This window comes from Photorhabdus sp. RM71S (genome assembly GCF_042879355.1).
GTDB lineage: Bacteria > Pseudomonadota > Gammaproteobacteria > Enterobacterales > Enterobacteriaceae > Photorhabdus > Photorhabdus kayaii.
The window spans coordinates 33,590-57,578 of sequence record NZ_JBHFKV010000002.1 but is presented as its reverse complement, the minus strand read 5'-3'; the positions used below and the strand labels follow the sequence as shown (position 1 = coordinate 57,578).

21 protein-coding genes are annotated in these 23,989 nt (G+C 39.7%); 15 read left to right on the top strand and 6 right to left on the bottom strand.

The annotated features are described in order from the left end of the window. Window positions 1–136 precede the first annotated feature (136 nt). From ACGF5R_RS01350 to ACGF5R_RS01315, 8 genes are all read left to right on the top strand, one after another. Window positions 137–1,057, top strand: coding sequence for a transcriptional regulator GcvA (locus ACGF5R_RS01350; protein WP_112876495.1), 921 nt, complete (start codon window positions 137–139; stop codon window positions 1,055–1,057). Between the two features lie 175 nt (window positions 1,058–1,232). Further along, the gene (locus tag ACGF5R_RS01345) at window positions 1,233–1,628 is read left to right on the top strand and encodes a DUF423 domain-containing protein (RefSeq protein ID WP_112876496.1); all 396 of its coding nucleotides are present in this window, start codon (window positions 1,233–1,235) and stop codon (window positions 1,626–1,628) included. Further along, complete coding sequence (gene rlmM, locus ACGF5R_RS01340; RefSeq protein WP_112876497.1) at window positions 1,621–2,721, top strand: 23S rRNA (cytidine(2498)-2'-O)-methyltransferase RlmM; 1,101 nt, start codon at window positions 1,621–1,623, stop codon at window positions 2,719–2,721. Before ACGF5R_RS01345 ends, rlmM begins: the two co-directional genes overlap by 8 nt. A gap of 1,276 nt (window positions 2,722–3,997) precedes the next feature. Beyond that, entirely contained in the window at window positions 3,998–5,452 is a 1,455-nt protein-coding gene (gene prtA, locus ACGF5R_RS01335; protein WP_275658140.1) for a serralysin, read from the top strand. A 53-nt stretch (window positions 5,453–5,505) separates the two neighbouring features. Continuing rightward, the gene (locus tag ACGF5R_RS01330) at window positions 5,506–5,910 is read left to right on the top strand and encodes a protease inhibitor Inh/omp19 family protein (RefSeq protein WP_192880980.1); all 405 of its coding nucleotides are present in this window, start codon (window positions 5,506–5,508) and stop codon (window positions 5,908–5,910) included. Between the two features lie 60 nt (window positions 5,911–5,970). Beyond that, window positions 5,971–7,701 (top strand): type I secretion system permease/ATPase, encoded by a 1,731-nt coding sequence (locus ACGF5R_RS01325; RefSeq protein WP_112876499.1) that lies wholly within the window; start codon window positions 5,971–5,973, stop codon window positions 7,699–7,701. A gap of 66 nt (window positions 7,702–7,767) precedes the next feature. Further along, window positions 7,768–9,096: an HlyD family type I secretion periplasmic adaptor subunit gene (locus tag ACGF5R_RS01320; protein ID WP_387689359.1), complete on the top strand. Its 1,329-nt coding sequence runs from the start codon at window positions 7,768–7,770 to the stop codon at window positions 9,094–9,096. A 2-nt stretch (window positions 9,097–9,098) separates the two neighbouring features. Next, the gene (locus ACGF5R_RS01315; RefSeq protein WP_112876501.1) at window positions 9,099–10,472 is read left to right on the top strand and encodes a TolC family outer membrane protein; all 1,374 of its coding nucleotides are present in this window, start codon (window positions 9,099–9,101) and stop codon (window positions 10,470–10,472) included. Here ACGF5R_RS01315 and xni read toward each other — a convergent pair. From xni to queF, 3 genes are all read right to left on the bottom strand, one after another. Continuing rightward, a complete protein-coding gene (gene xni / locus ACGF5R_RS01310) occupies window positions 10,469–11,227 on the bottom strand; it encodes a flap endonuclease Xni (protein WP_262981353.1) in 759 nt (252 codons plus the stop codon). The genes ACGF5R_RS01315 and xni overlap by 4 nt on opposite strands. Before the next feature lie 63 nt (window positions 11,228–11,290). Then, complete coding sequence (ppnN, locus tag ACGF5R_RS01305; protein WP_387689355.1) at window positions 11,291–12,658, bottom strand: nucleotide 5'-monophosphate nucleosidase PpnN; 1,368 nt, start codon at window positions 12,656–12,658, stop codon at window positions 11,291–11,293. A 122-nt stretch (window positions 12,659–12,780) separates the two neighbouring features. Beyond that, a complete protein-coding gene (gene queF, locus ACGF5R_RS01300) occupies window positions 12,781–13,629 on the bottom strand; it encodes an NADPH-dependent 7-cyano-7-deazaguanine reductase QueF (protein ID WP_387689352.1) in 849 nt (282 codons plus the stop codon). A 163-nt stretch (window positions 13,630–13,792) separates the two neighbouring features. Here queF and syd point away from each other — a divergent pair, with 163 nt between their 5' ends. The 6 genes from syd (at window position 13,793) to ACGF5R_RS01270 (ending at window position 19,809) form a co-directional block, all read left to right on the top strand. Next, complete coding sequence (gene syd / locus ACGF5R_RS01295; protein ID WP_387689349.1) at window positions 13,793–14,347, top strand: SecY-interacting protein; 555 nt, start codon at window positions 13,793–13,795, stop codon at window positions 14,345–14,347. A gap of 522 nt (window positions 14,348–14,869) precedes the next feature. Continuing rightward, window positions 14,870–15,202, top strand: coding sequence for a YqcC family protein (locus tag ACGF5R_RS01290; protein ID WP_112876506.1), 333 nt, complete (start codon window positions 14,870–14,872; stop codon window positions 15,200–15,202). A 1-nt stretch (window position 15,203) separates the two neighbouring features. Beyond that, a complete protein-coding gene (gene truC / locus ACGF5R_RS01285) occupies window positions 15,204–15,950 on the top strand; it encodes a tRNA pseudouridine(65) synthase TruC (protein WP_387689347.1) in 747 nt (248 codons plus the stop codon). Window positions 15,951–16,732: 782 nt separating this feature from the next. After that, complete coding sequence (locus ACGF5R_RS01280; protein WP_387689344.1) at window positions 16,733–17,704, top strand: hypothetical protein; 972 nt, start codon at window positions 16,733–16,735, stop codon at window positions 17,702–17,704. Between the two features lie 9 nt (window positions 17,705–17,713). Then, the gene (gene murI / locus ACGF5R_RS01275; RefSeq protein WP_387689341.1) at window positions 17,714–18,574 is read left to right on the top strand and encodes a glutamate racemase; all 861 of its coding nucleotides are present in this window, start codon (window positions 17,714–17,716) and stop codon (window positions 18,572–18,574) included. A gap of 23 nt (window positions 18,575–18,597) precedes the next feature. Then, entirely contained in the window at window positions 18,598–19,809 is a 1,212-nt protein-coding gene (locus tag ACGF5R_RS01270; protein ID WP_205068667.1) for an MFS transporter, read from the top strand. A gap of 486 nt (window positions 19,810–20,295) precedes the next feature. Here ACGF5R_RS01270 and ACGF5R_RS01265 read toward each other — a convergent pair whose 3' ends face one another. Continuing rightward, the gene (locus tag ACGF5R_RS01265; protein ID WP_387689338.1) at window positions 20,296–21,492 is read right to left on the bottom strand and encodes a hypothetical protein; all 1,197 of its coding nucleotides are present in this window, start codon (window positions 21,490–21,492) and stop codon (window positions 20,296–20,298) included. A gap of 544 nt (window positions 21,493–22,036) precedes the next feature. Here ACGF5R_RS01265 and ACGF5R_RS01260 point away from each other — a divergent pair. After that, window positions 22,037–22,486: a flavodoxin gene (locus ACGF5R_RS01260; protein ID WP_112879138.1), complete on the top strand. Its 450-nt coding sequence runs from the start codon at window positions 22,037–22,039 to the stop codon at window positions 22,484–22,486. 57 nt (window positions 22,487–22,543) lie between these two features. Here ACGF5R_RS01260 and ACGF5R_RS01255 read toward each other — a convergent pair whose 3' ends face one another. Beyond that, window positions 22,544–22,930: a DUF3461 family protein gene (locus ACGF5R_RS01255; protein WP_011145044.1), complete on the bottom strand. Its 387-nt coding sequence runs from the start codon at window positions 22,928–22,930 to the stop codon at window positions 22,544–22,546. Between the two features lie 214 nt (window positions 22,931–23,144). Next, the gene (gene dapD / locus ACGF5R_RS01250) at window positions 23,145–23,969 is read right to left on the bottom strand and encodes a 2,3,4,5-tetrahydropyridine-2,6-dicarboxylate N-succinyltransferase (RefSeq protein ID WP_387689335.1); all 825 of its coding nucleotides are present in this window, start codon (window positions 23,967–23,969) and stop codon (window positions 23,145–23,147) included. Window positions 23,970–23,989 lie beyond the last annotated feature (20 nt).

Here is a 23,989-nt window from a genome sequence, read left to right as displayed (position 1 = left end):
CCGGCTTAGGAAGTGGCGCCACTATAGGGATTTACTGGTGTATCCTCAATGGACAATTTATAATGATTCGGATTACAAAAACTAATAACTAAATATAAAGAGTTACCGGTATCGTCAACATTACATAAGGGCTCACATGTCCAAACGTTTACCTCCACTTAATGCGTTGCGGGTTTTTGATGCCGCAGCGCGCCATTTAAGTTTTACTAAGGCGGCTGAAGAGTTATTTGTGACGCAGGCCGCAGTTAGCCACCAGATGAAAAGTCTGGAGGATTTTCTTGGGTTGAAGTTGTTTCGTCGTCGCAATCGATCACTATTGTTGACTGAAGAAGGTCAAAGCTACTATCTGGACATTAAAGAAATATTCACGGCGATAAATGAAGCAACACGTAAACTTCAAGCTCGAAGTGCCAAAGGTGCTTTGACGGTTAGCCTTTCACCTAGCTTTGCTATCCAGTGGTTGGTTCCAAGGCTGTCCAGCTTTAATTTAGCTTATCCCGGCATTGATGTCAGAATACAGGCGGTAGACAGAGAAGAAGATAAGCTTGCTGATGATGTTGATGTTGCCATATTTTATGGTCGTGGAAATTGGCCGGGGTTACGCACCGATCGCCTTTACGCAGAATATTTGCTTCCCGTTTGTTCTCCTTCGTTACTGACTGGAGAAAATCCTTTGAAGACCCCCGCAGATTTGGCGCGTCATACGTTGTTACACGATTCTTCTCGTCGTGACTGGCAAGCGTATGTGCGCCAGCTTGATATGCAGCAGCAGATAAATGTTCAGCAAGGACCGATATTTAGCCATAGTGCAATGGTGATCCAAGCCGCTGTTCATGGGCAAGGTATTGCACTGGCTAATAATGTCATGGCTCGGACTGAAATTGATGCGGGGCGCTTAGTTTGCCCATTTAATGATGTGTTAGTGAGTAAGAATGCATTTTACCTTGTTTGTCATGACAATCAGGCTGAATTGGGGAAAATTGCCGCATTCAGACAATGGGTTTTGGCTCAGGCAGCCAGTGAGCAGGAGAAATTGGGCTTTATTACCAATGAGTAAGAGCGGAATAAGGCATTCGAGCAGATATACCCTATGGATTTCAAGATGCATCGCGACGGCAAGGGAGCGAATCCCCGGGAGCATAGGTAACTATGTGACCGGGGTGAGCGAGTGCAGCCAACAAAGAGGCAACTTGAAAGATGACGGGTATAGAATATGAAAAAGGAAGATAACAGTGAATAGTCGCTTAATGCTTATCTTTGCTGGCTTCAGTGGGTTTTTCTATGTGGCGTTTGGTGCTGTAGGGTCACATTTATTATCTCCGATGATGGAAAAATATCAGATAAGTTGGATTGATCTCGGTCTGCAATATCAGGGTATTCACACTCTGGCAATGATGGCGATGTCTGCCATGCTAATGCGTAAAGTTGTGCTCTGGTTTTACTGGAGTGGCGTTTTTTTTGCAGTAGGTATTTTGTTGTTTAGTGGCAGTCTCTATTGTATGGCTTTATTGCAGGTTAAATTTTTCGCTTATATTACGCCAGTTGGAGGATTTAGCTTTCTTATCGGCTGGTTTTTAGTATTAATTGGCGCTTTGCGTCTAAGGAAATCGGCGCTTCGCCATGAATAAAATTGCTTTATATTGCCGCCCTGGTTTTGAAAAAGAGTGTGCAGCAGAAATCACTGATAAGGCGGGTCAAAAAGAGATTTACGGTTTTGCCCGGGTGAAAGACAACAGTGGTTATGTCCTGTTTGAGTGTTATCAATATGAAGATGCCGATCGGCTGATTCGTGAGATCCCATTTCGGGAGCTGATTTTTGCCCGCCAGATGCTGGTCGTGGGTGAATTATTGCGAGATTTACCTCCTGAAGATCGGATAAGCCCGATTGTAGGTATGCTGCATGGTGTCATTGAGCGTGCCGGTGAGTTACGGGTTGAGGTGCCTGATACTAATGAAAGTAAAGAGTTATTAAAATTCTGTCGAAAATTTACTGTTCCGTTGCGTAATGCTATGCGTCAGGAAAAGATCTTGCAGATTCGGGAAAACGTTAATCGCCCGGTGATACACGTTTTCTTTATCGCTCCGGGTTGCTGTTATGTTGGTTATTCTTACAGTAACAATAATTCGCCATTTTATATGGGTATTCCTCGGTTGAAATTTCCTTCGGATGCACCAAGTCGTTCAACATTAAAACTGGAAGAAGCCTTTCATGTTTTTATCCCACATGATGAATGGGAAGAGCGGTTGGCTAGCGGTTTGTATGCGGTTGATTTAGGTGCATGCCCTGGTGGTTGGACTTACCAACTGGTGAAACGTAGTATGATGGTTCATGCGGTAGATAATGGCACGATGTCGAAAAGTTTGATGGATACGGGGCAAGTTAAACATCACAAAGTTGATGGTTTTAAGTTTGAGCCTTCGACAAAAAACATTTATTGGCTGGTATGCGACATGGTGGAAAAACCAGCAAAAGTGACGCAGTTAATGGCAGATTGGTTAGTTAATGGCTGGTGCCGGGAAGCTATTTTTAATCTTAAATTACCCATGAAAAAGCGTTATGAAGAAGTTGCTCATAATTTGCAGAAAATGAACTTGCAATTAAAAGAGGGGGGTATAAATGCACAAATTCAGGCAAAGCACCTTTATCATGACAGGGAAGAAATAACGGTTCATGTTCGTCGTATTTGGTCTGCTTATGCAGCTAGCCGGAATGATTACTGATTCACTGTTGTTCATCATCATTCTGGAATAACTCATAAAATAAGATTTTCTAAATCGTCTCAGCTATATCCTGAGGCGTTTTTTTCGATATTGGATGACATTATTATTTCAAGATGCATCGCGACGGCAAGGGAGTGAATCCCCGGGAGCATAGCAAACTATGTAACCGGGGTGAGCGAGTGCAGCCAACAAAGAGGCAACTTGAAAGATAACGGGTGTATTTTATTTTTCATTCTGTTACGGAATAGAATGAGTGTATTAAGATGATTTAATCCACTTAATTAGTAAGAAAAGGCTACATAATATTCTGTTGTGACTTAATATAATGATTGATATTGTATGGTTTTTGTCGGGAAAATGTTGATTTTTTCACTTGACTTAAATGAAATAACAAAATAAATATGTTTTTATAATTATTTAATTAATCGTTAGTTTAGTCTGGAATAATTATATAAATTAACATTATAATCTGGGAAATAATGGAAGGGATTGTTTTTTACAATTTATTTAATTAATGGTTAGATATGAAAATTAATTTTAATATTAAGTAAGGGCAATGTCTATATTATATAGGTTAAGTTTGCTATTTTAAATTTGATATCTTTTTGAATGCATTGATTTATTGGTTTTTATACCTTGTCTTTAAGGGTATTTAATCAGATATATGGATCTTCTTATTTAATTCTTCAAAACCATAATTTAATTATATTGGTAAAAAATGATTTAGAATAAGGAAAGTATTAACTACTCTGTGATATATGTTTTTTATTGATTTAATCAAGTTGTTATTGCTTTATTAAATAATAATATATAGGTATTACTTGATTTAAACCTCTTATATATACTTATGCCCCGCAGTATTGCGTTGAAGGAAGTTTTTTATTCTAGACTCTTCTATTTATATAACGGATTGGGATAATTACTTATTAAAATTATCAACAATAATTCTATAAATTTTTTAAAGTTTACTTTATAGATAGTCAAATAATCGATAATTAATGCATAAGAAAATACCGCTAAGAAATTAGCGGTATTTTTTTCGCCTTAAATAGTTATGTTATATAAAACAATCGCTTATTTGTTTTATGTTATTTTTATCACGTTTATATTAAAAAAATATGTTAATTGCTTTTTACATAATTAACTTTAGTGTTACGTTTATGTGAAAGGGATTTTAGTTGTTAATTTGTATGACCAGGGGCGGTCTGTTGTTTTCAGGTTTTATTGACTTGTATTTAATTAAATAAAAAGAATTTTATATCTAAGTCCTGAATTTATGGAGAAATATATGTCTTTAAAGAAGAAAATTTCATACTCGGAAGACGTTAGCGGTTCAGAAAAGGCAAATGAGTTGCTGAAATGGTTACAGGCTTATATACCAGGTAAGGATTCTAATATTGTCGTTGAGCATGAGCCCAGTAAAGATGCTGCTAAAGAATTAATCCGGGGTGATTATCGTTGGGGGCATCAGGACGACGATAAATCTAAAGCTTTCCAATTAAAGTATACTTTCCTGGAGAGTAAACCGGATAATATGCCGTGGCATATTTCTGAATTTTCAGCATTTAATGATGAACAAAAAGCTGCTGCAAAACTGTCAATACAATCTTGGGCTGATGTTGCTAATATTAATTTCGTTGAAACCACTGATGTTAAAGAGGCAAATGTCACCTTTGGGTTCTTTGATGTTAGTTTGACAGGGAGCTATGCGTTTGCTTATCTGCCAAGACCAGAGAAGACACAGTTAGGAACTTGGTATAATGCAAAAAGCCGTACTTTCTTAAACAACGATATTGACGTGAATGGTTATGGCCGTCAAACGCTTACTCATGAAATTGGTCATACTCTGGGGTTGCAACATCCGGCTGATTATAATGCGTCTGATGAGGTAAGCCCGACTTATAAGAACAGCGCGACTTATTTTGAAGACAGCCGTGCTTATACTGTTATGAGTTATTTTAGTGAAAAAAATACCGGGCAGGACTTTAAAGGTATTTATTCTTCCGCACCATTACTTAATGATATTTCTGCCATTCAGGCGGTATATGGCGCGAATAATACCATCCGTGCCGATGACACCGTATATGGTTTTAATTCCAACACAGATCGTGACTTCTATACCGCAAAAGATGAGAACAGCAAACTGTTGTTCACCGCTTGGGATACCGGTGGCAATGATACGTTTGATTTCTCTGGTTTTACTCAAGATCAACGTATCAATCTGAATGAAGCCTCTTTCTCTGATGTCGGTGGACTAAAAGGAAACGTCTCTATTGCCCGTGGCGTCACAATTGAAAATGCGATTGGTGGCAGTGGTAATGACGTTTTAATCGGGAATGATGCCGCCAATACTTTGAAAGGGGGAGCTGGTGATGACATTATTTACGGTGGCTTAGGGGCAGATAATCTTTGGGGTGGGGAAGGCAAAGATACCTTTGTCTACCTGAGTGCCAAGGAATCACCTCCTCTTGAGCGTGATTGGATCCATGACTTTGTTTCCGGTGAAGACAAGATTGATGTGTCACTGTTTGATCTGGGTGAAGCCGGGAAGGGTGGCGTTAAATTTGTAGAGGAATTCACTGGTGAAGTTGGAGAAGCTGTGCTTCGTTATAACACTGTTGATAAGGTGAATGATTTCGCCATTAATTTGGGCGGTAAATTTTCCTACGATGATTTTTGGGTGAAGATTGTTGGAGAACCCATATTAGAGTCTGATTTCATCCTTTCGTAACACAACAACACAACCGCATCTGACTTAGATGCGGTTATTTGTTTGGAGGCGGCATGGTTTTTGCGGCTTGGTATCTGAAATTTGCATTCTTTGTTGCTCTGACATTCAGCATTATCGGAGGAAGTATGGCTAGTAGTCTTGATCTCCCACACGCGAGTGAATTGAAAGGCGTGTGGCAATTGTCGGATAAACATCAACAATGCGATGTGTTATTGACTGACCATCCCTTACCAGAGGGATCAATTTGGTCACTTAATGGTGATAACGATTGTTTAGCGTATATGTTTGGTGAAGTGCCTGCCGGTTGGCGGCCAACTCCAGATGGGCTCACAATTACTGATGAACAGGGGAGTGGTTTGGCTTTTTTTGCTCATGAGCCAGATGGTTGGTTTGCCCGCTTTGCCGATGGTCGGGAATTAATGATAAAGCCCAATAAGACTAATAAGAAAAATGAATAAGAAAGGAAACATTAACATCAGATAGTTATATTTTTAAAAAAATAAAAATAAGGAAATAATGTGAAACTACTGCTCCCGAAGGATGAAATTACTGATGTCATTCGTGCTCGTAGCCGGGTATTCTGGGCTATCGGGTTGTTCACTGCTTTTATTAACCTGCTGATGTTAGTTCCGTCTGTTTATATGTTGCAGGTTTATGACAGAGTATTGCCGTCGGGCAATGAAATCACTTTGCTGATGTTGACTCTGATTACTCTCGGCATGTTTGCCATGATGGGAATGCTGGAATATATCCGTAGCATGATTGTTATCCGTATTGGCAGCCAGCTTGATATGAAGCTGAATAACCGGGTTTATACCGCATCTTATGAATCGAATCTGAAAAATGGCACTACTGATGCCGGTCAGATGCTCAATGACTTGGCCAATATCCGCCAGTTTTTGACGGGTAATGCCTTGTTTGCCTTCTTTGATGCCCCTTGGTTTCCAATCTATCTGCTCGTTATTTTTCTTTTTAACCCCTGGCTTGGTCTATTGTCACTGGGAGGCGCGCTGGTATTGATTGCCTTGGCTGTGTTGAATCAGTGGTTATCAAGTCAGCCGTTATCCGAAGCCAGTAAACTCTCTCTACGTTCAGCAAGTCTTGCCAGCACTAATTTACGTAATGCCGAAGTCATAGAGGCGTTAGGTATGTTGCCGGTGCTACGTCGGAGATGGTTTGGATTACATGAGCGTTTCCTGGATTTCCAGCGCATTGCGAGTGAGCGGGCTTCAGTGATTAATTCAGTCACTAAAACAGTGCGTTTGGCCTTGCAGTCACTGATCCTTGGATTAGGGGGCTGGTTAGCGATTGGTGGGCATATTACGCCGGGTATGATGATTGCGGCTTCAATTTTGATGGGACGGGCACTTTCACCGATTGAACAACTGATTCAAGCCTGGAAAGGCTGGAGTGGTGCTCGTTTGTCATGGCAACGGTTAACCAACCTGTTGGAACAACAACCGGAACGCAAACCGGGGATGTCATTGCCGGCGCCAAAAGGAAGTTTAGCCGTGGATAAAGTTTCCGCAGCGCCGCCGGGAAGAAACAGTAAGGTTGTTTTACAGGATATTAGCTTTTCGTTGGATGCCGGTGATGTGATGGGATTAATTGGTCCCAGTGCGTCTGGGAAATCGACTCTTGCCCGGTTACTGGTCGGAATATGGCCGGCACAGGAAGGCGTTGTTCGTCTGGATAATGCAGATATTTATCAGTGGAATAAAGATGAACTGGGCTCCTCAATCGGTTATTTACCGCAAGATATTGAGTTGTTTGGTGGCACTATCGCTGAAAATATTGCTCGTTTTAATGAAGTGGAGCCAGAGAAAGTGGTACGGGCGGCAAAGAAAGCGGGCGTTCATGAGCTGATATTAGCACTTGATAAGGGCTATGACACCGTGATTGGTGCTGGCGGAGTTGGATTATCTGGTGGGCAGAAACAGCGAATTGGCCTTGCTCGTGCGTTATATGACGAGCCGTCATTGGTCGTGTTGGATGAGCCTAATTCCAGCCTGGATGAGGCAGGGGAAAGAGCATTAAATGAGGCGATTTCTCAGTTAAAGGCACAAGGAAAGACTGTGATTGTGATTACTCACCGCACCTCATTGCTATCACAGACAAACAAAATATTGCTGCTGGTTCAGGGGAAAATGAAGATGTTCGGTTCATCTCAACAGGTGATGGCCGCTTTATCACAAAGAAATAATAGTCAGGAACATTCTGCGACCAAGGCAGTCGCGCAGGCATCATAAGTAAATGTGCATTTAATTATAATAATATCAAATAGCTGAGACGGAGATTTCTGTCCGGGAGTGGATATGTCTGATCAGATTACGCCGGTAAGAGATGAAAAAGGATTGTTGCCTTTGGAAGAAAGGCATTTTTTGCGACTAGGATGGTTAGTGATTGGTGTGGGGATCCTAGGATTTCTCATTTGGGCCGCGTTAGCACCGTTGGATAAAGGAGTCGCGTCTTCTGGTGTAGTGGTTGTGGATGGTAATCGTAAAACAGTTCAGGCCCCGGCAAGCGGTATTATCAGCCAGATTAAGGTTGTTGAAGGAGAAACAATAAAAGCGGGTCAGACACTCGTCCAGCTCAGTCAGGTGCAGGCAAAGGCACAGGTCGATGCACTTCAAGATCAACTGTATACCACGCTGGCAACGGAAGCCCGTTTATTAGCCGAGCAGCATGGTGATGAAGCGTTAATTTTTCCCGACATATTACAGCAATTACAATCTGAACCGCGGGTATATGAGATTATCGAACTGCAAAAACAACTTTTTGTATCACGCCGTGAAGTGCTGAGAAGCGATTTGCGAGGGCTTGAACAGTCTGTCGAAGGAACAAATTTTCAAATTAAAGGGCTGAAATCTTCTCTTCTCAGTAAGCGTATGCAGCAGGCGGCGCTTAAGGAGCAGATAACTAATCTGAAATCTTTAGCGGATGAGGGCTATTTTCCGCGTAATCGTTATCTGGAACTTCTGCGTGAACAGGCTGAACTCAACAGCAGCATAGCGGAAATGGCAGGGCGAGCAGGTCAGCTTGAAAAACAGTTACAGGAAACACAGCAGCGTATTATTCAACGCACAGCTGACTATCAGCGGGAAGTGCGCACGCAATTAGCGGAGGTGCAGGTCTCTGCCAGTGAATATAGAAATAAGCTGGATACAGCACAGTTTGAACTGACTCATACCTCAATTGTGGCGCCGGTTGACGGCACGGTTGTGGGATTAAATATTTTTACCCAAGGTGGGGTTGTTGCTCCTGGCGAGAAGTTAATGGAAATTCTGCCGGACCAGATGGCGCTTGAAGTAGAAACGCGTGTTGCGGTTAATTTGGCAGATAAGATTAGTAAAGGGTTGAATGTGGATCTGATGTTCACCGCTTTTAACCAGAATCGGACGCCAAAAGTTGAAGGAAAAGTTGCCGTGATTTCCGCGGATAGGTTGGTCGATCCAACAACCAGTCAACCTTATTATCAGATGAGAGTAGTTGTCGCTCCTGAGGGAATGGAAAAACTGAAAGGGTTGGATATCAGGCCAGGAATGCCGGTTGAGGTCTTTGTCAAAACGGGTTCCCGCTCTTTGTTGAGCTATCTATTTAAGCCATTGTGGGATCGGGCTTCAACATCGTTGATAGAGGAGTGATTATGAAACTGAATAATGTTTCTTTATCAATTGGTTTGCTGATTCTTTTCAGCGTCAGTCTGTTCTCTTTTCCTACATGGGCGTTGAGTTTGACTGAAGCCTATGCGCTGGCATTAGAAAATGATCCTACTTTTCTCGCCGCAGTGAAAGAGCGGGAAGGGGGGGCAGAGTATGAAAAGCTCGGCAGGGCAGAGTTGTTACCTAAAGTAATGATGTCTTACCAGAATTCACCACGGAATTGGCAACATATGGAATCTGTTGGGTATGACTTTTGGGGCAGGAAGACAACTAGCAGCCGGGATCGCCAATATAGCAGTTATAACGCGGCTGTTGTATTGACTCAGCCGTTGATCGATTTTGAAATATGGGCTCGTTATAAAGCCAGTCAGGCTCACACTTTGATGAGCAATGAACGTTTTCGGGCAGATTTTCAGCAACTGGCTGTTCGGGTTGTGAATGCTTACGTGGATGTGGCTTATGCGCAGGATCAGATTGATTTAGTCATACGGCAGAAAATGGCTTATGAAAAGCAACTGGAACTGAATAAGAAATTATTTACTTCTGGTGAAGGGACACGTACTGATGTGGTGGAAACGCAATCTCGTTACAGTCAGGCGATTGCCGATGAGATAGCAGCCAAAGACGATTTAGATGCGGCAATCCGAAGTTTACAGCTAATTGTGGGCGTTCCTCTCCCTGTAGATTTGCCTGTGCAACGGCTATCAGATAAAAAGCGTTTCCATGTATTGAGATTGTCGCCTGAGCGTTATGAGGCGTGGGAAAAATTGGCATTGGCTAACAACCCGGTTTTATCTGCCTCTCGTCAGGAAGTGCAAGCCGCGTACCATGAAGTGCAGCGCAACCGGGCAGGCTATTTACCTAAGCTGGAGTTCTATGCATCCCATTCTGAAAACGAATCCAGTAGCGATAATACTGTAGATCAAAAATATCGAACCGATACCATTGGCTTACGGATGAGCATGAATATCTATAATGGTGGTGCTACGTCTGCCTCTGTACGTCAGGCGGCGGCCCACTATGGCAGGACTAAATATGATCTTGATGCTCAGGCTGGAGAAATCCTCAATGCATTACGCCGCAATTATAATCAGTACTTAAATAGTGAAAAACGGATTAGTGCTTATGAAATGGCGGTTGAATCAGCTAGCTTGCAGGTAGACGCGACCAGTAAAAGTGTTGCGCTTGGGCAGCGGGTTAATGTGGATGTCTTGAATGCTGAACAGCAGTTATATACTGCTCGACGCGATCTCTCACAAGCAAAATATAATTATATTAAGGCTTGGATCGGCCTGCTTAGTGAGGCCGGAGAATTAAGAGGCGAACATCTGGATAAGATAGCGAAGTATTTTCGTTAGGTTACTGTTGTCAGCCGGAGTTGTTGCAGATTACCATTTAAAGCCAGATCGGTACGTAATGACGCAACTTCCCGGCTGATAAATGCCATTTCTTGATTAGATTCTAGTTTATTGCGCCATTTATCGGGTTGTTGGTCGAGGTTCTGAAAGAGGTTATCTAGTGTGCCGGCCTGTTGCAATAAAGTGGCAGCGGTTTTCGGCCCGATCCCCTGAATCCCCGGAATTTTACTGCTACTTATCCCAGCCAGTCCCCAATAATCAGGTAATTGTTCTGGTAAGACGCCAAACTCTTGTTGAACAAATGGCATATCCAGCCAGCGTTTTTGAAAGTAGTCACGGATACGGATATTGGGTGAAAGTAACTGGCAATATCCTTTATCAGTAGAAACAATCGTCACGTTGTGACCAGCAGAAGTCACTTTTACGGCTAGTGTCGCCGCCAGATCGTCAGCTTCATGCCCTTCTGCGTGCCAGCAGGCGACTCCTTGTTGCTCAAATGATATTCTGATTTGCGGCATTTCTTGTTGCAGATTGTCAGGCATGGGCGAACGGCCGGCTTTGTAGTCAGGTAATATCTGGTGACGCCAACTGTGACTGCGATTCTCTTCATCGAATACTGCGACGGCATGCGTGGGATGAGTATGTTGGATAAGCTGCCGGAGCGCATGTTCACAAGCAGGAATACATGGACTGCCCTGTACAGCATGAATGCGTCGGATAAGGTTAAGAGCATCAACAATAAGAAGGTGTATCATATGGGATCACTTTAAATAGCATAATGCTCCATCCGTGGAGCGCAGATATTTTTTCAGGTAATTTTATTTGATAATTTCGTAGCAAGGCTCATAGGCGGTGCCTCCCGGTAGCTTCATTCGATGCTGTTCCACAAAGTCTTTCAGTAGATTATCCATATGGCGCATTATTTTAGCATCCCCGTGGATTTTGAATGGACCCTGTTTTTCAATCGCTTGAATACCCACCTCTTTCACATTACCTGCAACAATTCCGGAAAAAGCACGGCGCAGTGACGCTGCCAGTTTTTCAGATGGTTGATCAGGATGGAGATTAAGATCAGCCATGTTTTTATGGGATGGTTCAAACGGCTGTTGCAAATCATAATTGATCTTCATTGACCAATTAAAACTATATGCATCACCGGTACTGTGGCGGCTATCTCTCACTAATGGCATCGCTTCTTTCATTATTCTGGCAACTTCAGGCGCATTATCAATGATGATGTGATAGTAGCGTCGTATATCTTCGCCCAATGTATGAACAATAAATTCGTCCAGAACCTGGAAATAGTCTTCACTCTCCTTTGGTCCGGTAAGAATTAATGGCAGTACTTGCTCTTGGTTTTCTGGATTCATCAGAATACCTAGTAAATAAAGCAATTCTTCTGCTGTACCGACACCACCTGGGAAAATAACGATACCATGAGCGATACGAACAAAAGCTTCCAGACGTTTTTCGATGTCTGGCATGATAATCAACTCGTTCACTAATGGATTTGGGGGTTCAGCCGCAATGATTGATGGCTCGGTAATACCAATAAAACGGCTATTTTTGTAATTCTGTTGAGCATGGCCGACAGCCGCGCCTTTCATCGGTGCTTCCATTGCTCCAGGGCCACAGCCGGTACAGATATTCAATCCACGTAACCCAAGCTGATTACCGACTTTACGGCCATACTGATACTCTTGCTTACTAATTGAATGGCCTCCCCAACAGACGATCATGTTGAGATCTTCATCGGTATGCAGCGCTCTGGCATGGCGCAGAATAGAGAATATTCTATTGGTGATATGCGCGCTATTCTCTGAATCGGAATAATCTTGTTGTCCTGGTTCGGTAATCTGAGTATGGACAAACAAGATATCCCGCAGCACTGCGAACAGGTTAGCTTGTAGTGAATGAATAATTTTTCCATCAACGAATGCATCTTCTGGTGGATCCACCAGTTCCAGTTTTACCCCGCGCTCACGGCGCAATACGTTAATCTCAAAATCGGTGTATTTAGAGAGCAGCTCTTTGCTATTATCGGTTTGGCTACCTGAATTGAGTACGGCCAGTGAGCAATTACGGAACAGGCGATACAGATCACTTTTTGCGGTACTCTTTAGCATATCTACTTCAAGTTGAGATAATAAATCCATCGAGCCGAGTGGGTTGATATGTGTGATCAAGAATGACTCCTTGTATACCGTGTATGGATTACATATCAATATCACTAAACTGAATGTATTACATGCCCTATTTCAGCTTATTTTTCACGAATTGCGTTTAGGAAAGCAGATTTAAAACGGATTTATTGACGTGCCAATCTGCCTGTTGCTGGAACCAAGCCTTCACTATTTGTACGCCACGGATTGATATCTAATCCCCCACGACGGGTATAACGAGCGTAGACTGAGAGCTTTTCTGGTGCACATAATTGTTGTAAATCGCTGAAGATACGCTCGACACATTGTTCGTGAAACTCATTGTGATGCCGGAATGATATCAAGTAACGTAACAATGCTTCCCGATTGATTTTTAACCCTTTGTAGTGAATCTGGACAGATCCCCAGTCAGGTTGATGAGTGATCAAGCAATTAGATTTCAGCAGATGGCTAACTAAAACTTCTTCCACTTGTGGGCCTTGTGCTGCATCTTGCAGATAATGACGGTTGAAATTATATTCAGTTACTTCAATATCTTGATCATCAATACATTCACCGGTAAAAGCGGCGATTGGTTGGTTATTGAAATGATCTAAATGATGAAGTGTCACTTCTACCTCACCTTCAGCACAAGCAGCCAGATCGCGCTGTAGTGTTTCTTCAACGGCCTGCCAATTTTCAAAACGAGTCTGGTTAAAGCTGTTCAGATAGAGCTTAAAACTTTTAGATTCAATCAGGTTTTTACTTTCTGCATTTAAACTAACGTGCCCGACAGCAACTTGTGGCAAACCGCGGCTATTCAGCCATGACAGTTCATACAGTGTCCAGATATCAGCGCCATGAAATGGCAAATTATCAGGGAAAATTTCCAGCGGTTCACGGTTCATATTGCGGGGTACAGCTTGCAATAAGCTGGCATCATATTGGTCACGATATAAAGTGGTTTTACCCAGAGTAAGTTGCTCAAGAGCTTGGTGATCCCGATATAACGACATGTTATTCCTCAAAATCTGATAATAGTGGTTGCTTAAGTTTAGCAAGTTAACGCGTTTGTCTGAATTTTATTTGTTCGCTCATTTTACTATCTTTGGTTTACTATGAAATTGCCAAGTACACCTTAACATAAGTACACCCTAACAGTTACCGGTTGAAAATAATATGATTTCTAATGTTACAGAAGCGTTGTCTAATTTTACCCGTTGTTATGTTGATTTGTGGCAGAAGGAAACCGGAGCCCCTCCTGCAAGCCGTGAACTTTATGGTGTACCATCACCTTGTATTACCCAAACTGGTGACAACGAAGTTTATTGGCTTCCTCAGCCTTTTCCTTTAGAGGATAAGCTGAATAGCGTCGAAGTTGCACTGGATATACAATTGCAGCCAGCAATTCATGATTTTTATACATCACAATTGGCCGGTGATATGACGGTAACGTTTGAAGGTCAACGGCTTAGTTTGATTCAGGTTTGGAGTGAGGATGACTTTATCCGTTTACAGGAAAACTTGATAGGGCATTTGGTGACACAGAAACGGCTGAAACTGTCGCCAACGGCGTTTATTGCGACGATGGAATCAGATGATATGGGTATCATTTCTCTGTGTAATTTGACCGGTGAAGTGATCTTGGAACAGTTTGGCAGTCATAAACGAAAGCGCTTATTTACCGACTTAATTAGGTTTCTTGGCGCAATTGAACCTGTCTCTATGCGTTAGACCCCGATTTTTAACGCTGCCTTTGTGAGATATCTCTTACACTTCATGTAAGAGATATCATAGTTTACTTTTGTGAGTTTCACATTAGTTTATTATTTTCATTTTATTTCAATAGCCTATAAATAATCACAGATTTTATTCTCTGCCCTGACTTACTGGTTCCATTATGTGTAGCTTGTTTCATCGAAAGAATTAATTCATTCTGTCCTCAGCAGGAAAGGAATCATTGCGCACAATTTCTCAAGGACAGATGAGTGATGATGGTCAGGATGACACAATGCATAACAGGATGATATGCAACAAATAAAATGATGGGTAAGGGATAACCAACTAGGGACAATTTGTCAAGGAGTGAGCAGGGAGCGTGTTATTAGCGGGACTGCTATAGAATTTAACTTAAGGGGAGCGCTTGTGCGCTCCCTTCTCTTATTTGGTGGAGCAAGCAAATTTTCAGCTAAAGGGTATCGATGGTATTCTTGCTAACTTGGTTGTTTTGAATAAAAACTGAGTCAGGCTGAAAATATGAGTACTGCAAAACAAATTCTGTATAAATTACAGTTAATTGAAGAAGCCATGAGGGAAATTGACTTGTGGCAGAGTCATCCGCCTAAACCGGAAGCTTTCGAAAGTGTTGAGCCGTTTTCCATTGATAGGATGTTAGCTGAAGAGTGGTTGCAGTGGGTATTAATTCCGAGAATGTATGCATTGTTGGAGCAGGGATTGGCGTTGCCTACGGCATTTGCTATCGCGCCTTATTTTGAGGAGTCTTATAAAGAAGATACTACCGGGCGTTACCAGCAACTGTTTAAACATCTTCGTGCGTTGGATCGCTTATTTATGCAGGATAACGTCTGATATGTTGGAAGTGTTATATCAGGATGATCATATTGTGGCAGTTAACAAGCCAGTGGGGTGGTTAGTTCATCGTAGCTGGTTGGCGCGTCACGAAACTGTCTTTGTTATGCAGACATTGCGTGATCAGATTGGTCAGCATGTTTTCCCTGTACACCGTCTGGATAGACCGACGTCAGGCGTATTGCTGATGGCGCTTTCCAGCGATGTTGCCCGTCAGCTCTCTCAACAGTTTGAACATCATCAGTTACAAAAAACTTATCACGCCGTCGTGCGCGGTTATGTGTTGGAATCAGCTATTATTGATTACGCTCTGGTTGAGGAGCTGGATAAAATCGCGGATAAATTTGCCGAGGGTGATAAAGAGGCTCAGCCCTGCGTGACTTATTACCGACCACTGGCAACGGTGGAGTGTCCGGTAGAAATAGGTCGTTATCCTACATCACGTTTTAGTTTGTTGGAATTGACACCGAAAACAGGCCGAAAACATCAATTAAGACGCCATATGGCACATATTCGTCACCCAATTATTGGTGATACAGCACATGGCGATTTACGGCAAAACAGAGGGGTTACCGCGCATTATCAAACCAGTCGGTTGATGCTTCATGCCAGTTGTCTTGAGTTGGATCACCCTGTTACGGGGGATAAATTATCGCTTACGGCAAAATGGGATGCATCATGGCAGCATTTAATACAACAATTTGGCTGGCAAGGTATTATCTCCGATTTGGAATATGATAGTAATTAGCGAAAGCTGTCGTCGACTCTCGCCACCCCGCCAGTACTACAAGCAAAGCAAGCTCTCTACGACAGTAACCCAGTCTTGCTTTGTAGGTATGTTGCTGGCGTAGTAGATGGAATGTTTCACCCTGACAAAACCCGAATTACTTATTGCAAAGCGCAAAGACGGGAAACAAAAGGACGGGTATGAACACACCCGTTTCGACTTCCTTGGATATACCTTTTCAGTCGAGGCTTAGTAAAGCTACAAGAGAAACGATCTGCTCAAAGTATTATTGCGTTGAGTTAGGCGTAAATTTAAGAACCAGTCTGGTGATACTGCTGAAATTCTGGCTTGTATATGATCTGACTTTGAATATGTTTCGTGCGGAAACAATAAAAAAACCAGTATTCGTGGCAAACGAAAACAGGCCAACATGAATAGAGCCTATATGGATAAAGTACTGATAGTTGGTTTTAATACGATGAGTAATAAACAAACACTCAGTTTCTACCTTGTTTAGATTAAAAGTTTCCTAGTGTAATATTACGTTAGTATTTAAATAAAAAATGCATGATTTTTTGAAAAAATGGATTTAAATATTATTTTCGTAAATATTTTGTTCGATTTGAAAAAAGATGTTTTTTCTACAATGATAATGTAAATTTTTGAAATTTGTGAATAAAATGAAATTTTGGAAATAATAAAAATGTAAATAAATGTAAATGAAATTTTGTTTTAAACTAAAAAAATATAAATTCCCTGAACCAAATTGGTCTTTATTATATTAACTATATTAGAGTAGGAAGATGACATATATTAAGGAAATTAAACCTGATCAAAATGAAAGTAAAGTGATTAAAGATTTAATAGATCATATTGTTTTTGATGAGAAATTAGATAATCAATATGACTTTCTAGAAAGAGCCTCAATTTTCGCACAAGAGTTGCCTCGTAGTATTAGAGAAGAGTTTTATCATTTTAAGAGGCATGAGAAATATGCTGCTATTCATGTTAAAGATAACCCTGTTTTACTTAATGGTGTTCAACCAACTCCGAGAAAATTAATAGAATTAGAAGATGGATATAAAATTAATGATGCAAAAATATTATTAGGTATATATGGATCTTTATTGGGAGAAGGAATGGGATTTACTTCCCAACGAAATGGTAGTATATACAATAATATTATCCCTTTCGAAGAATTACAAAATGTCCCTAATTCAAGCAGTGGTTCAAATAAAGATTTTTGGTTTCATGTAGAAGATGCCTTTCATCCAGCAAGAGCTGAATTCTTGGGACTTGTCTGTATGCGAAATGAAGAAAGAGCACCAACAACAATTTCTTGTATTGACGGTATTGAACTTACTGACAAGGAAAAAGAACTGCTTTTTCAGGACAGGTTTTATATTTCTCATAATCCAATTCATTCAACTTCAAATATTGTTGATGAAGAAGGTCAAGCAATATTATTTGGTGCAAAAGAAGAGCCTTATGTAAGAATTAATGCTGCTGCTTTGAACCTAGATAACAATTCGTTAGATGAAATAAAAGCAGTCAATAAGGTAATTGATTTTTTTAATAAAAATAAGGAATCAATTGTTTTAAATACTTCAGATTGCATATTTGTTGATAACTTTAGATGTGTACACGCCAGGGATGCATATGAACCTTTCTTTGGAGAAAAAGCACGTTGGTTAGCAAGAGTTGTCTTTACAACTGATTTAAAGAAATCTCGAGGAATGCGAGGATCTGTTCAAAGTCGAGCTATCATTGCGTAAGAGGTTTTTATGTTAGTTGAAGATACGATTATTTTAGAAAAAAAAAATATAAAATTTTACAATTCTAATGGTGATTCTGTAGAAAAAATAAATACTGATACCCCTAGAATATTGATTTTTGATTCGGGAGTTGGTGGTTTATCAGTATCTAAATATGTAGAGAATTTTTTTTTAGGTACTGACGTCGTTTATATTGCTGATAATAAGTTCTATCCTTATGGAAATAAGGATAGAAATTTACTACTAGAAAGAATAGAAGATCTGTTAGAGCAAGCAGTACAAGTATTTAAGCCAATTGGTTTAATTATTGCCTGTAATACAGCATCAACTTTATTGAGTAACAATTTTATAGAAAAACTAAAATTGCCTTGTATTAAAGTGCTCCCTCCTATTTTAGAAGCTTTTCAGATCTCTTCAAAAAAAAATGTTCTTCTGATTGCTACACCTAATACAATTAACAGTGAATATGTTAATAATATATGTGAAAAGTTAATTGATGATAAGTTCATCTTTAAAAAGTTAGGTTTAACAGAGCTGGTTAACTTTTCAGAGATGAAATCAAGAGGAATACTATTAAAAACCAATGACATAGAAAGTTTAATACTAAAATCAATGACAAAAGAAGAGATTGATAATGTAGATGTAGTGATTTTAGGATGTACTCACTTTCCTAATATTAAAGATGAATTAAAGTATATTTTTAAAAATGTTAAGGAATGGGTGGATCCTGCCTATGATGCCGTTAACTCCCTTTATCAAGCGATTAACCAAATTAACTCTCAAAAGGGAATTCAGAAATTTTTATTCTTAACAGAACAAAGTAAGGCCGATAACTTTACTTATCCATATTCTTATAGTGGTTTTTTATAAAGATCTTCTAGGATAATTAATTCGTGATAAATCAAAATATTGAAAATTATAAATGGATAGTGTTATTTATAGCTACGATAACGCAGGCATGTGCGTGTTTTTTTGTTCAAGGGATAGGTTCTATCGCTCCACTATTGCAACAACAGATGTCGTTATCTGCATTCCAAATTGGGTTACTAGTATCGTCTGCTCAACTTGCACCATTAGTTGGTTTACTAATAGCTGGAGAATTACTTGATAGGTTTAATGAAAAGTACGTGGTAAGTATAGGTGTTTTTTTAGTTGGAATGACTCTATGTTTTACCCTATTTTTTGATAACTATTATGCGATTCTCATACTCTTATTTATTCTTGGGATTGGGTATAGCTCTGCGCAACCAGGTGGGGCCAAGTCTGTTTCTAATTGGTTTTCAAAAAGTCAGTTAGGTTTTGCTATGGGGATTAGACAAGCAGGATTACCTCTAGGAGGGGCTTTAGCAAGTTTAATCTTACCATTTTTGGCAATACGTTTTAATTGGCATTTCGCTTTCTTTGCCAGTGGATGCATTGCTATTTTTGGGGCTACACTTTTTTTTATATTTTATAAAGATAAAGATCCTAGAGCAAAGCAAATACGGCACATTAATATTATATCGACTATCCGAAATAAAATGTTAATGGTTAAAGAACCTGCTATGTTTAATATTATGTTGTCTGGGGCTTGTTTAACAGCCATTCAATATAGTGTGGTTATTTATCTAATTTCTTATTTTTATGAAGAGCTAAAAATTTCTCCATCTATAGGTGCAACTTTATTATTCTCAGCTCTTGTCTCTGGGGTTGTAGGAAGAATAGCCTTAGCTGCCTGGAGTGACAGAACAAAAACAAATAGATATTTTCAAGTATTATGTTGCTTATTTTTCTCTTTAATTGGAATCACTATTTTATTTTTTATTAAAACTGATAGTTATTATTTTTTATTCCCATTAATGATCTTACTTGGTTTCTTTGGAGTAGGTTGGTATGGCCCTTGGGTAGCTTATATAGCAGACACAGCCCCTAAGGATAGGATGGGATTTGCTTTAGGTTTGGCTATGACTGCTAATCAAGTATCTGTAATTGTTATTGCGCCATTAGTAGGGATATTAAGAGATATTACAGGTAGTTATAACTTAAGTTGGATATTACTGATACTTTTTACTTTCTTTGCTTTACTAAGTACTTACTTTAGAAATAAAAAGGTATTAGCAAGCTAATGTAGGGTATGATTATTGTACCTTTACTGCTTATCATCAATGGTTGTATAAAAAGCACTTTAGGGTGCTTTTTATCCTTCATAATTACCAAACTAATCATTTGTAATAGCGTATCTTTCAATTGTGTGGTATCTATATCATCCTCATCACTTGGCATAAAATAAATATTTCCTGTAAGTATGTACCCTATGGATTTCAAGATGGATCGCGACGGCAAGGGAGCGAATCCCCGGGAGCATAGATAACTATGTGACCGGGGTGAGTGAGTGCAGCCAACAAAGAGGCAACTTGAAAGATGACGGGTATATAAGTATTTGAATTTTTTAGATGATATAATTGAAGAATATGAATGTTTCTTCTATTGAGAAAAGGAAATTTGGCTGTATTATTAGTCAGTGCGGTTGATTTTTGTTCGTGTGAAATGCCCGTCATTATTATGTTTCTTCATTGCGCAATAAATTTTTTAATATAATAATTACGCTGGCTTTATTGCTTTTTAGAGTCAACGGCAAAGCGAAAAATAGGCGAGATAATTATTGAAGAAATTAGTAATATTGTAAATCCAGCAATGATTTCTTCAACGCCAACATCTAAATAAATAGTATAAAAAAGAATGATCATAGTAATAAAGACATAAATCCCTGATTGCATACCCAAAGTATAAAGAGAGTTTTTTGAATATAATCCCAAATAAGAGAAAAAAATAGGTTGCATAATGCTATTAGCTAAAAATACCATAATTGTGAATAGCAAATAGAGTATGCCAGAATTTGTTATAATGCTAAGTAAGCAGAATCCGAGAGAGAATAATTGCATGATATTACCTATCATGATTATTTTGGTTAAAAGTGCAGATTTAATGATTTTCATGATCCAAATTGCACAGGGGAACCATATAATCAGTAATATGATATACATTTGAATTATATCAATATGTTCAAAATATTTTGTTCGCATTGCTGGCATAATCATTAAGGATAGGAAAAAGCAAACATTGATGATAACTAAACTGGAAAAGGCAAAGAAAACAACTAATTTATTGGTTGTTTCTACAGGATATTTAATATTGTGTTTTTGTTTTTTTAAGTTATTGCTTTTTAAATTGTTATTTTTTAAATTATGGCTTTTAAAGTCAGTGAAATAAATAATTGAAGCAATAGAGTAAATAAAAGCAGAAAAAAAGTCTGCTGATGTACGGGAATTTAAACCTAAAAGAGAGAAAATAACAGGAATTAAAAATGGTAGACTTAATAACGCCAAGCTTAAAATAGAAAAATTACTATTCGTTTTCTTTTCATTTCCTGTAGTTATAAGAATATTTCTTCCCATTATGACAATAAATCCACTTATTACTCCCCATAATATTCTATGCAGAGCATCCAGCCAAACTGGAATAAGTATTATTTCTTTTGCAAAGAGAATGCAGTTTATCGTTGCTATTAATAAGAAGAAGCCAAAAATATGTTTTTCAAACAAAGCAATATTCATTTTTCGAATAAAAAAAGATATGGTCATACATCCCAGAGATAACCCCAATAAATAGGAAAAAACAGGAATATAAGCGTTTAAAATCATGCCTCCGTTTTTAAGCACGGTATCTACCCAAATCATTAGACCCGATGAGCCGGTAATATTTGCGGCACTTAATAGTATACTCAGCACAACAGCTCTATTGTTAAACATGGTGAGGGTTTTCCTTTATTTAGTGCTTATTTGTGCCATTCTATTAATCTCATTATGCTATTGTTGATCTTGAAGAAAAGGATATATACCCGTCATCTTTCAAGCTGCCTCTTTGTTGGCTGCACTCACTCACCCCGGTCACATAGTTATCTATGCTCCCGGGGATTCATTCCCTTGCCGTCGCGATGCAACTTGAAATCCATAGGGTATAGTCATTTTTCATATTAATATCAATATTATCAACTAAAGTTGTTTAAAAAAGTGATTTTAACACTGAATTATTATTGATTAAATAACTTGATTTAAGACGACGTCACTTCTGTTACTTTATCTTGGTTGTTATAGAAAACGATGCTGTTGATGATTATTTGTTACCGTTTTAGGATACTGTTTACATGACAGAGTCAACTTGATAGTGGCAATATTTGATTTGACGCGACGACTTAGCTGGTAAGGTAATTATCCCTGATTTGGGAAGGGTTGAGTTTTCTGCTGTTGCCAGCGAGGATAACTAATAATTCCTTTAAAAAGAGATAAATAGGTTATGGCAAAGATAGGTATTTTTGTTGGTACTGTTTATGGTAACGCGCTCGCTGTTGCAGAAGAAGCACAGCAGATCTTTGAACAACAAGGTCACGATGTAGAAGTCTTTGAAGAGGGGGAGCTGGAACAGTGGCAATCCTATCTCGATCAAATGGTTTTAGTTATCACTTCAACGACTGGACAAGGGGATTTGCCCGATAATATTCAACCTCTTTATTATGCCTTGCGAGATGAACTGGGTTATCAGCCAGAATTACGCTATGGTGTGATCGCCTTGGGTGATAGCAGTTACGAGAATTTTTGTGGTGGTGGCCGCACTTTTGATGAATTACTACAAGAACAAGGATCAATAAGAATCGGTGAAGTTTTGATGGTGGATGCAGTGGAAGAAGCTGAACCGGAAGTTTTTGCTCAGCCTTGGATCAGGCAATGGGGAGAATTAATTGAATAATTACAATACACCGCTTATATCGAATAGGATATAGGCGGTGTAATTAATAGAACCGTTTTATTTACGGGTTAATTTTTCCAGATCGGCTTCAATCTCGGCAATCTTGTTGGCAACAACGTGTTCAAGATGACGCAGGTCATCAAGGATTTTGTGTTTCAAATCGATTTCTACTTGGTCACGTTTGCAAATCTGATCCAACTCTTCAATCACATAACGCAGGTTGGTATTGATTTCGTTGATCTCTTTGTATCCTTGCTCTGCATTGTTTGCAGTCACAGTCTTGCGCTGACGCGGATATTTGAATTTCACGCTTTTAGCAAAGAATTCACCTTTATCTTTACGAAAATAGATTTTCAGAATATCGTTGTTAGCTTCTTGACGCAGACTATAGCGGTCAATTTCTTCGGGATATGTGATCCCCAGACTCTTTAAGTTATCGTACATGGCACCACCTTAAGGGTATTTTTCCCAGTAGGTTATTCTATGCGTCATTTTGAATCCGGATCGTCTCCGAATACCTTACGGACTCTGTGTACGTTTCGGAGCGTGCATGTTGTCCGTATTCAAACTGCCTATATTAATAACACTAACTGAGGTTGGTAATGATGATAAAAAGCAAAAAAATAGCGGACTTATTTATTATCCGCTATTTTAAAGTTTAATCTATCGATCTGAGGAGTTCATTAATGCCCACTTTTCCTCGTGTTTTGGCATCCACTTTTTTGACAATGACAGCACAATACAGGCTGTAACTACCATCTTTTGATGGGAGGTTGCCAGAGACAACAACAGAACCCGCAGGGACACGACCATAATGAATTTCTCCTGTTTCACGATCATAGATTTTGGTGCTTTGACCAATATAGACCCCCATTGAAATCACTGAGCCCTCTTCGACAATCACACCTTCTACAATTTCAGAACGGGCGCCAATAAAGCAGTTGTCTTCAATGATGGTTGGGGTCGCTTGTAATGGTTCCAATACACCACCGATACCGACACCGCCGGATAAATGGACATTTTTACCAATTTGGGCACAGGAGCCGACTGTTGTCCAGGTATCTACCATTGTTCCCTCATCGACATAAGCGCCGATGTTGACATAGGAAGGCATCAGTACGCAGTTACGGGCAATAAAGGCCCCTTGACGTGCTGCCGCAGGAGGCACTACACGAAAGCCCTCTTTTTCAAATCTTGCCTGATCATAGTCAGAGAATTTCATCGGAACTTTATCGAAATAACGGCTTTCTGTGCCATCAATGATCTGATTTTCATTAATACGGAAAGAGAGCAGTACAGCCATTTTTAGCCATTGATGAGTGACCCACTGACCGTCAATTTTCTCTGCAACGCGCAGTTTTCCACTATCCAGCAGGTTGATGACTTGAGTAACTGCATCACGTGTTTCATGGTTGACGGTTGCTGGAGTAAGCGTTGCACGGTTTTCAAAAGCATTTTCGATAATGGATTGTAATTGCTGCATTGCATCGGGTTCCTTGGTTA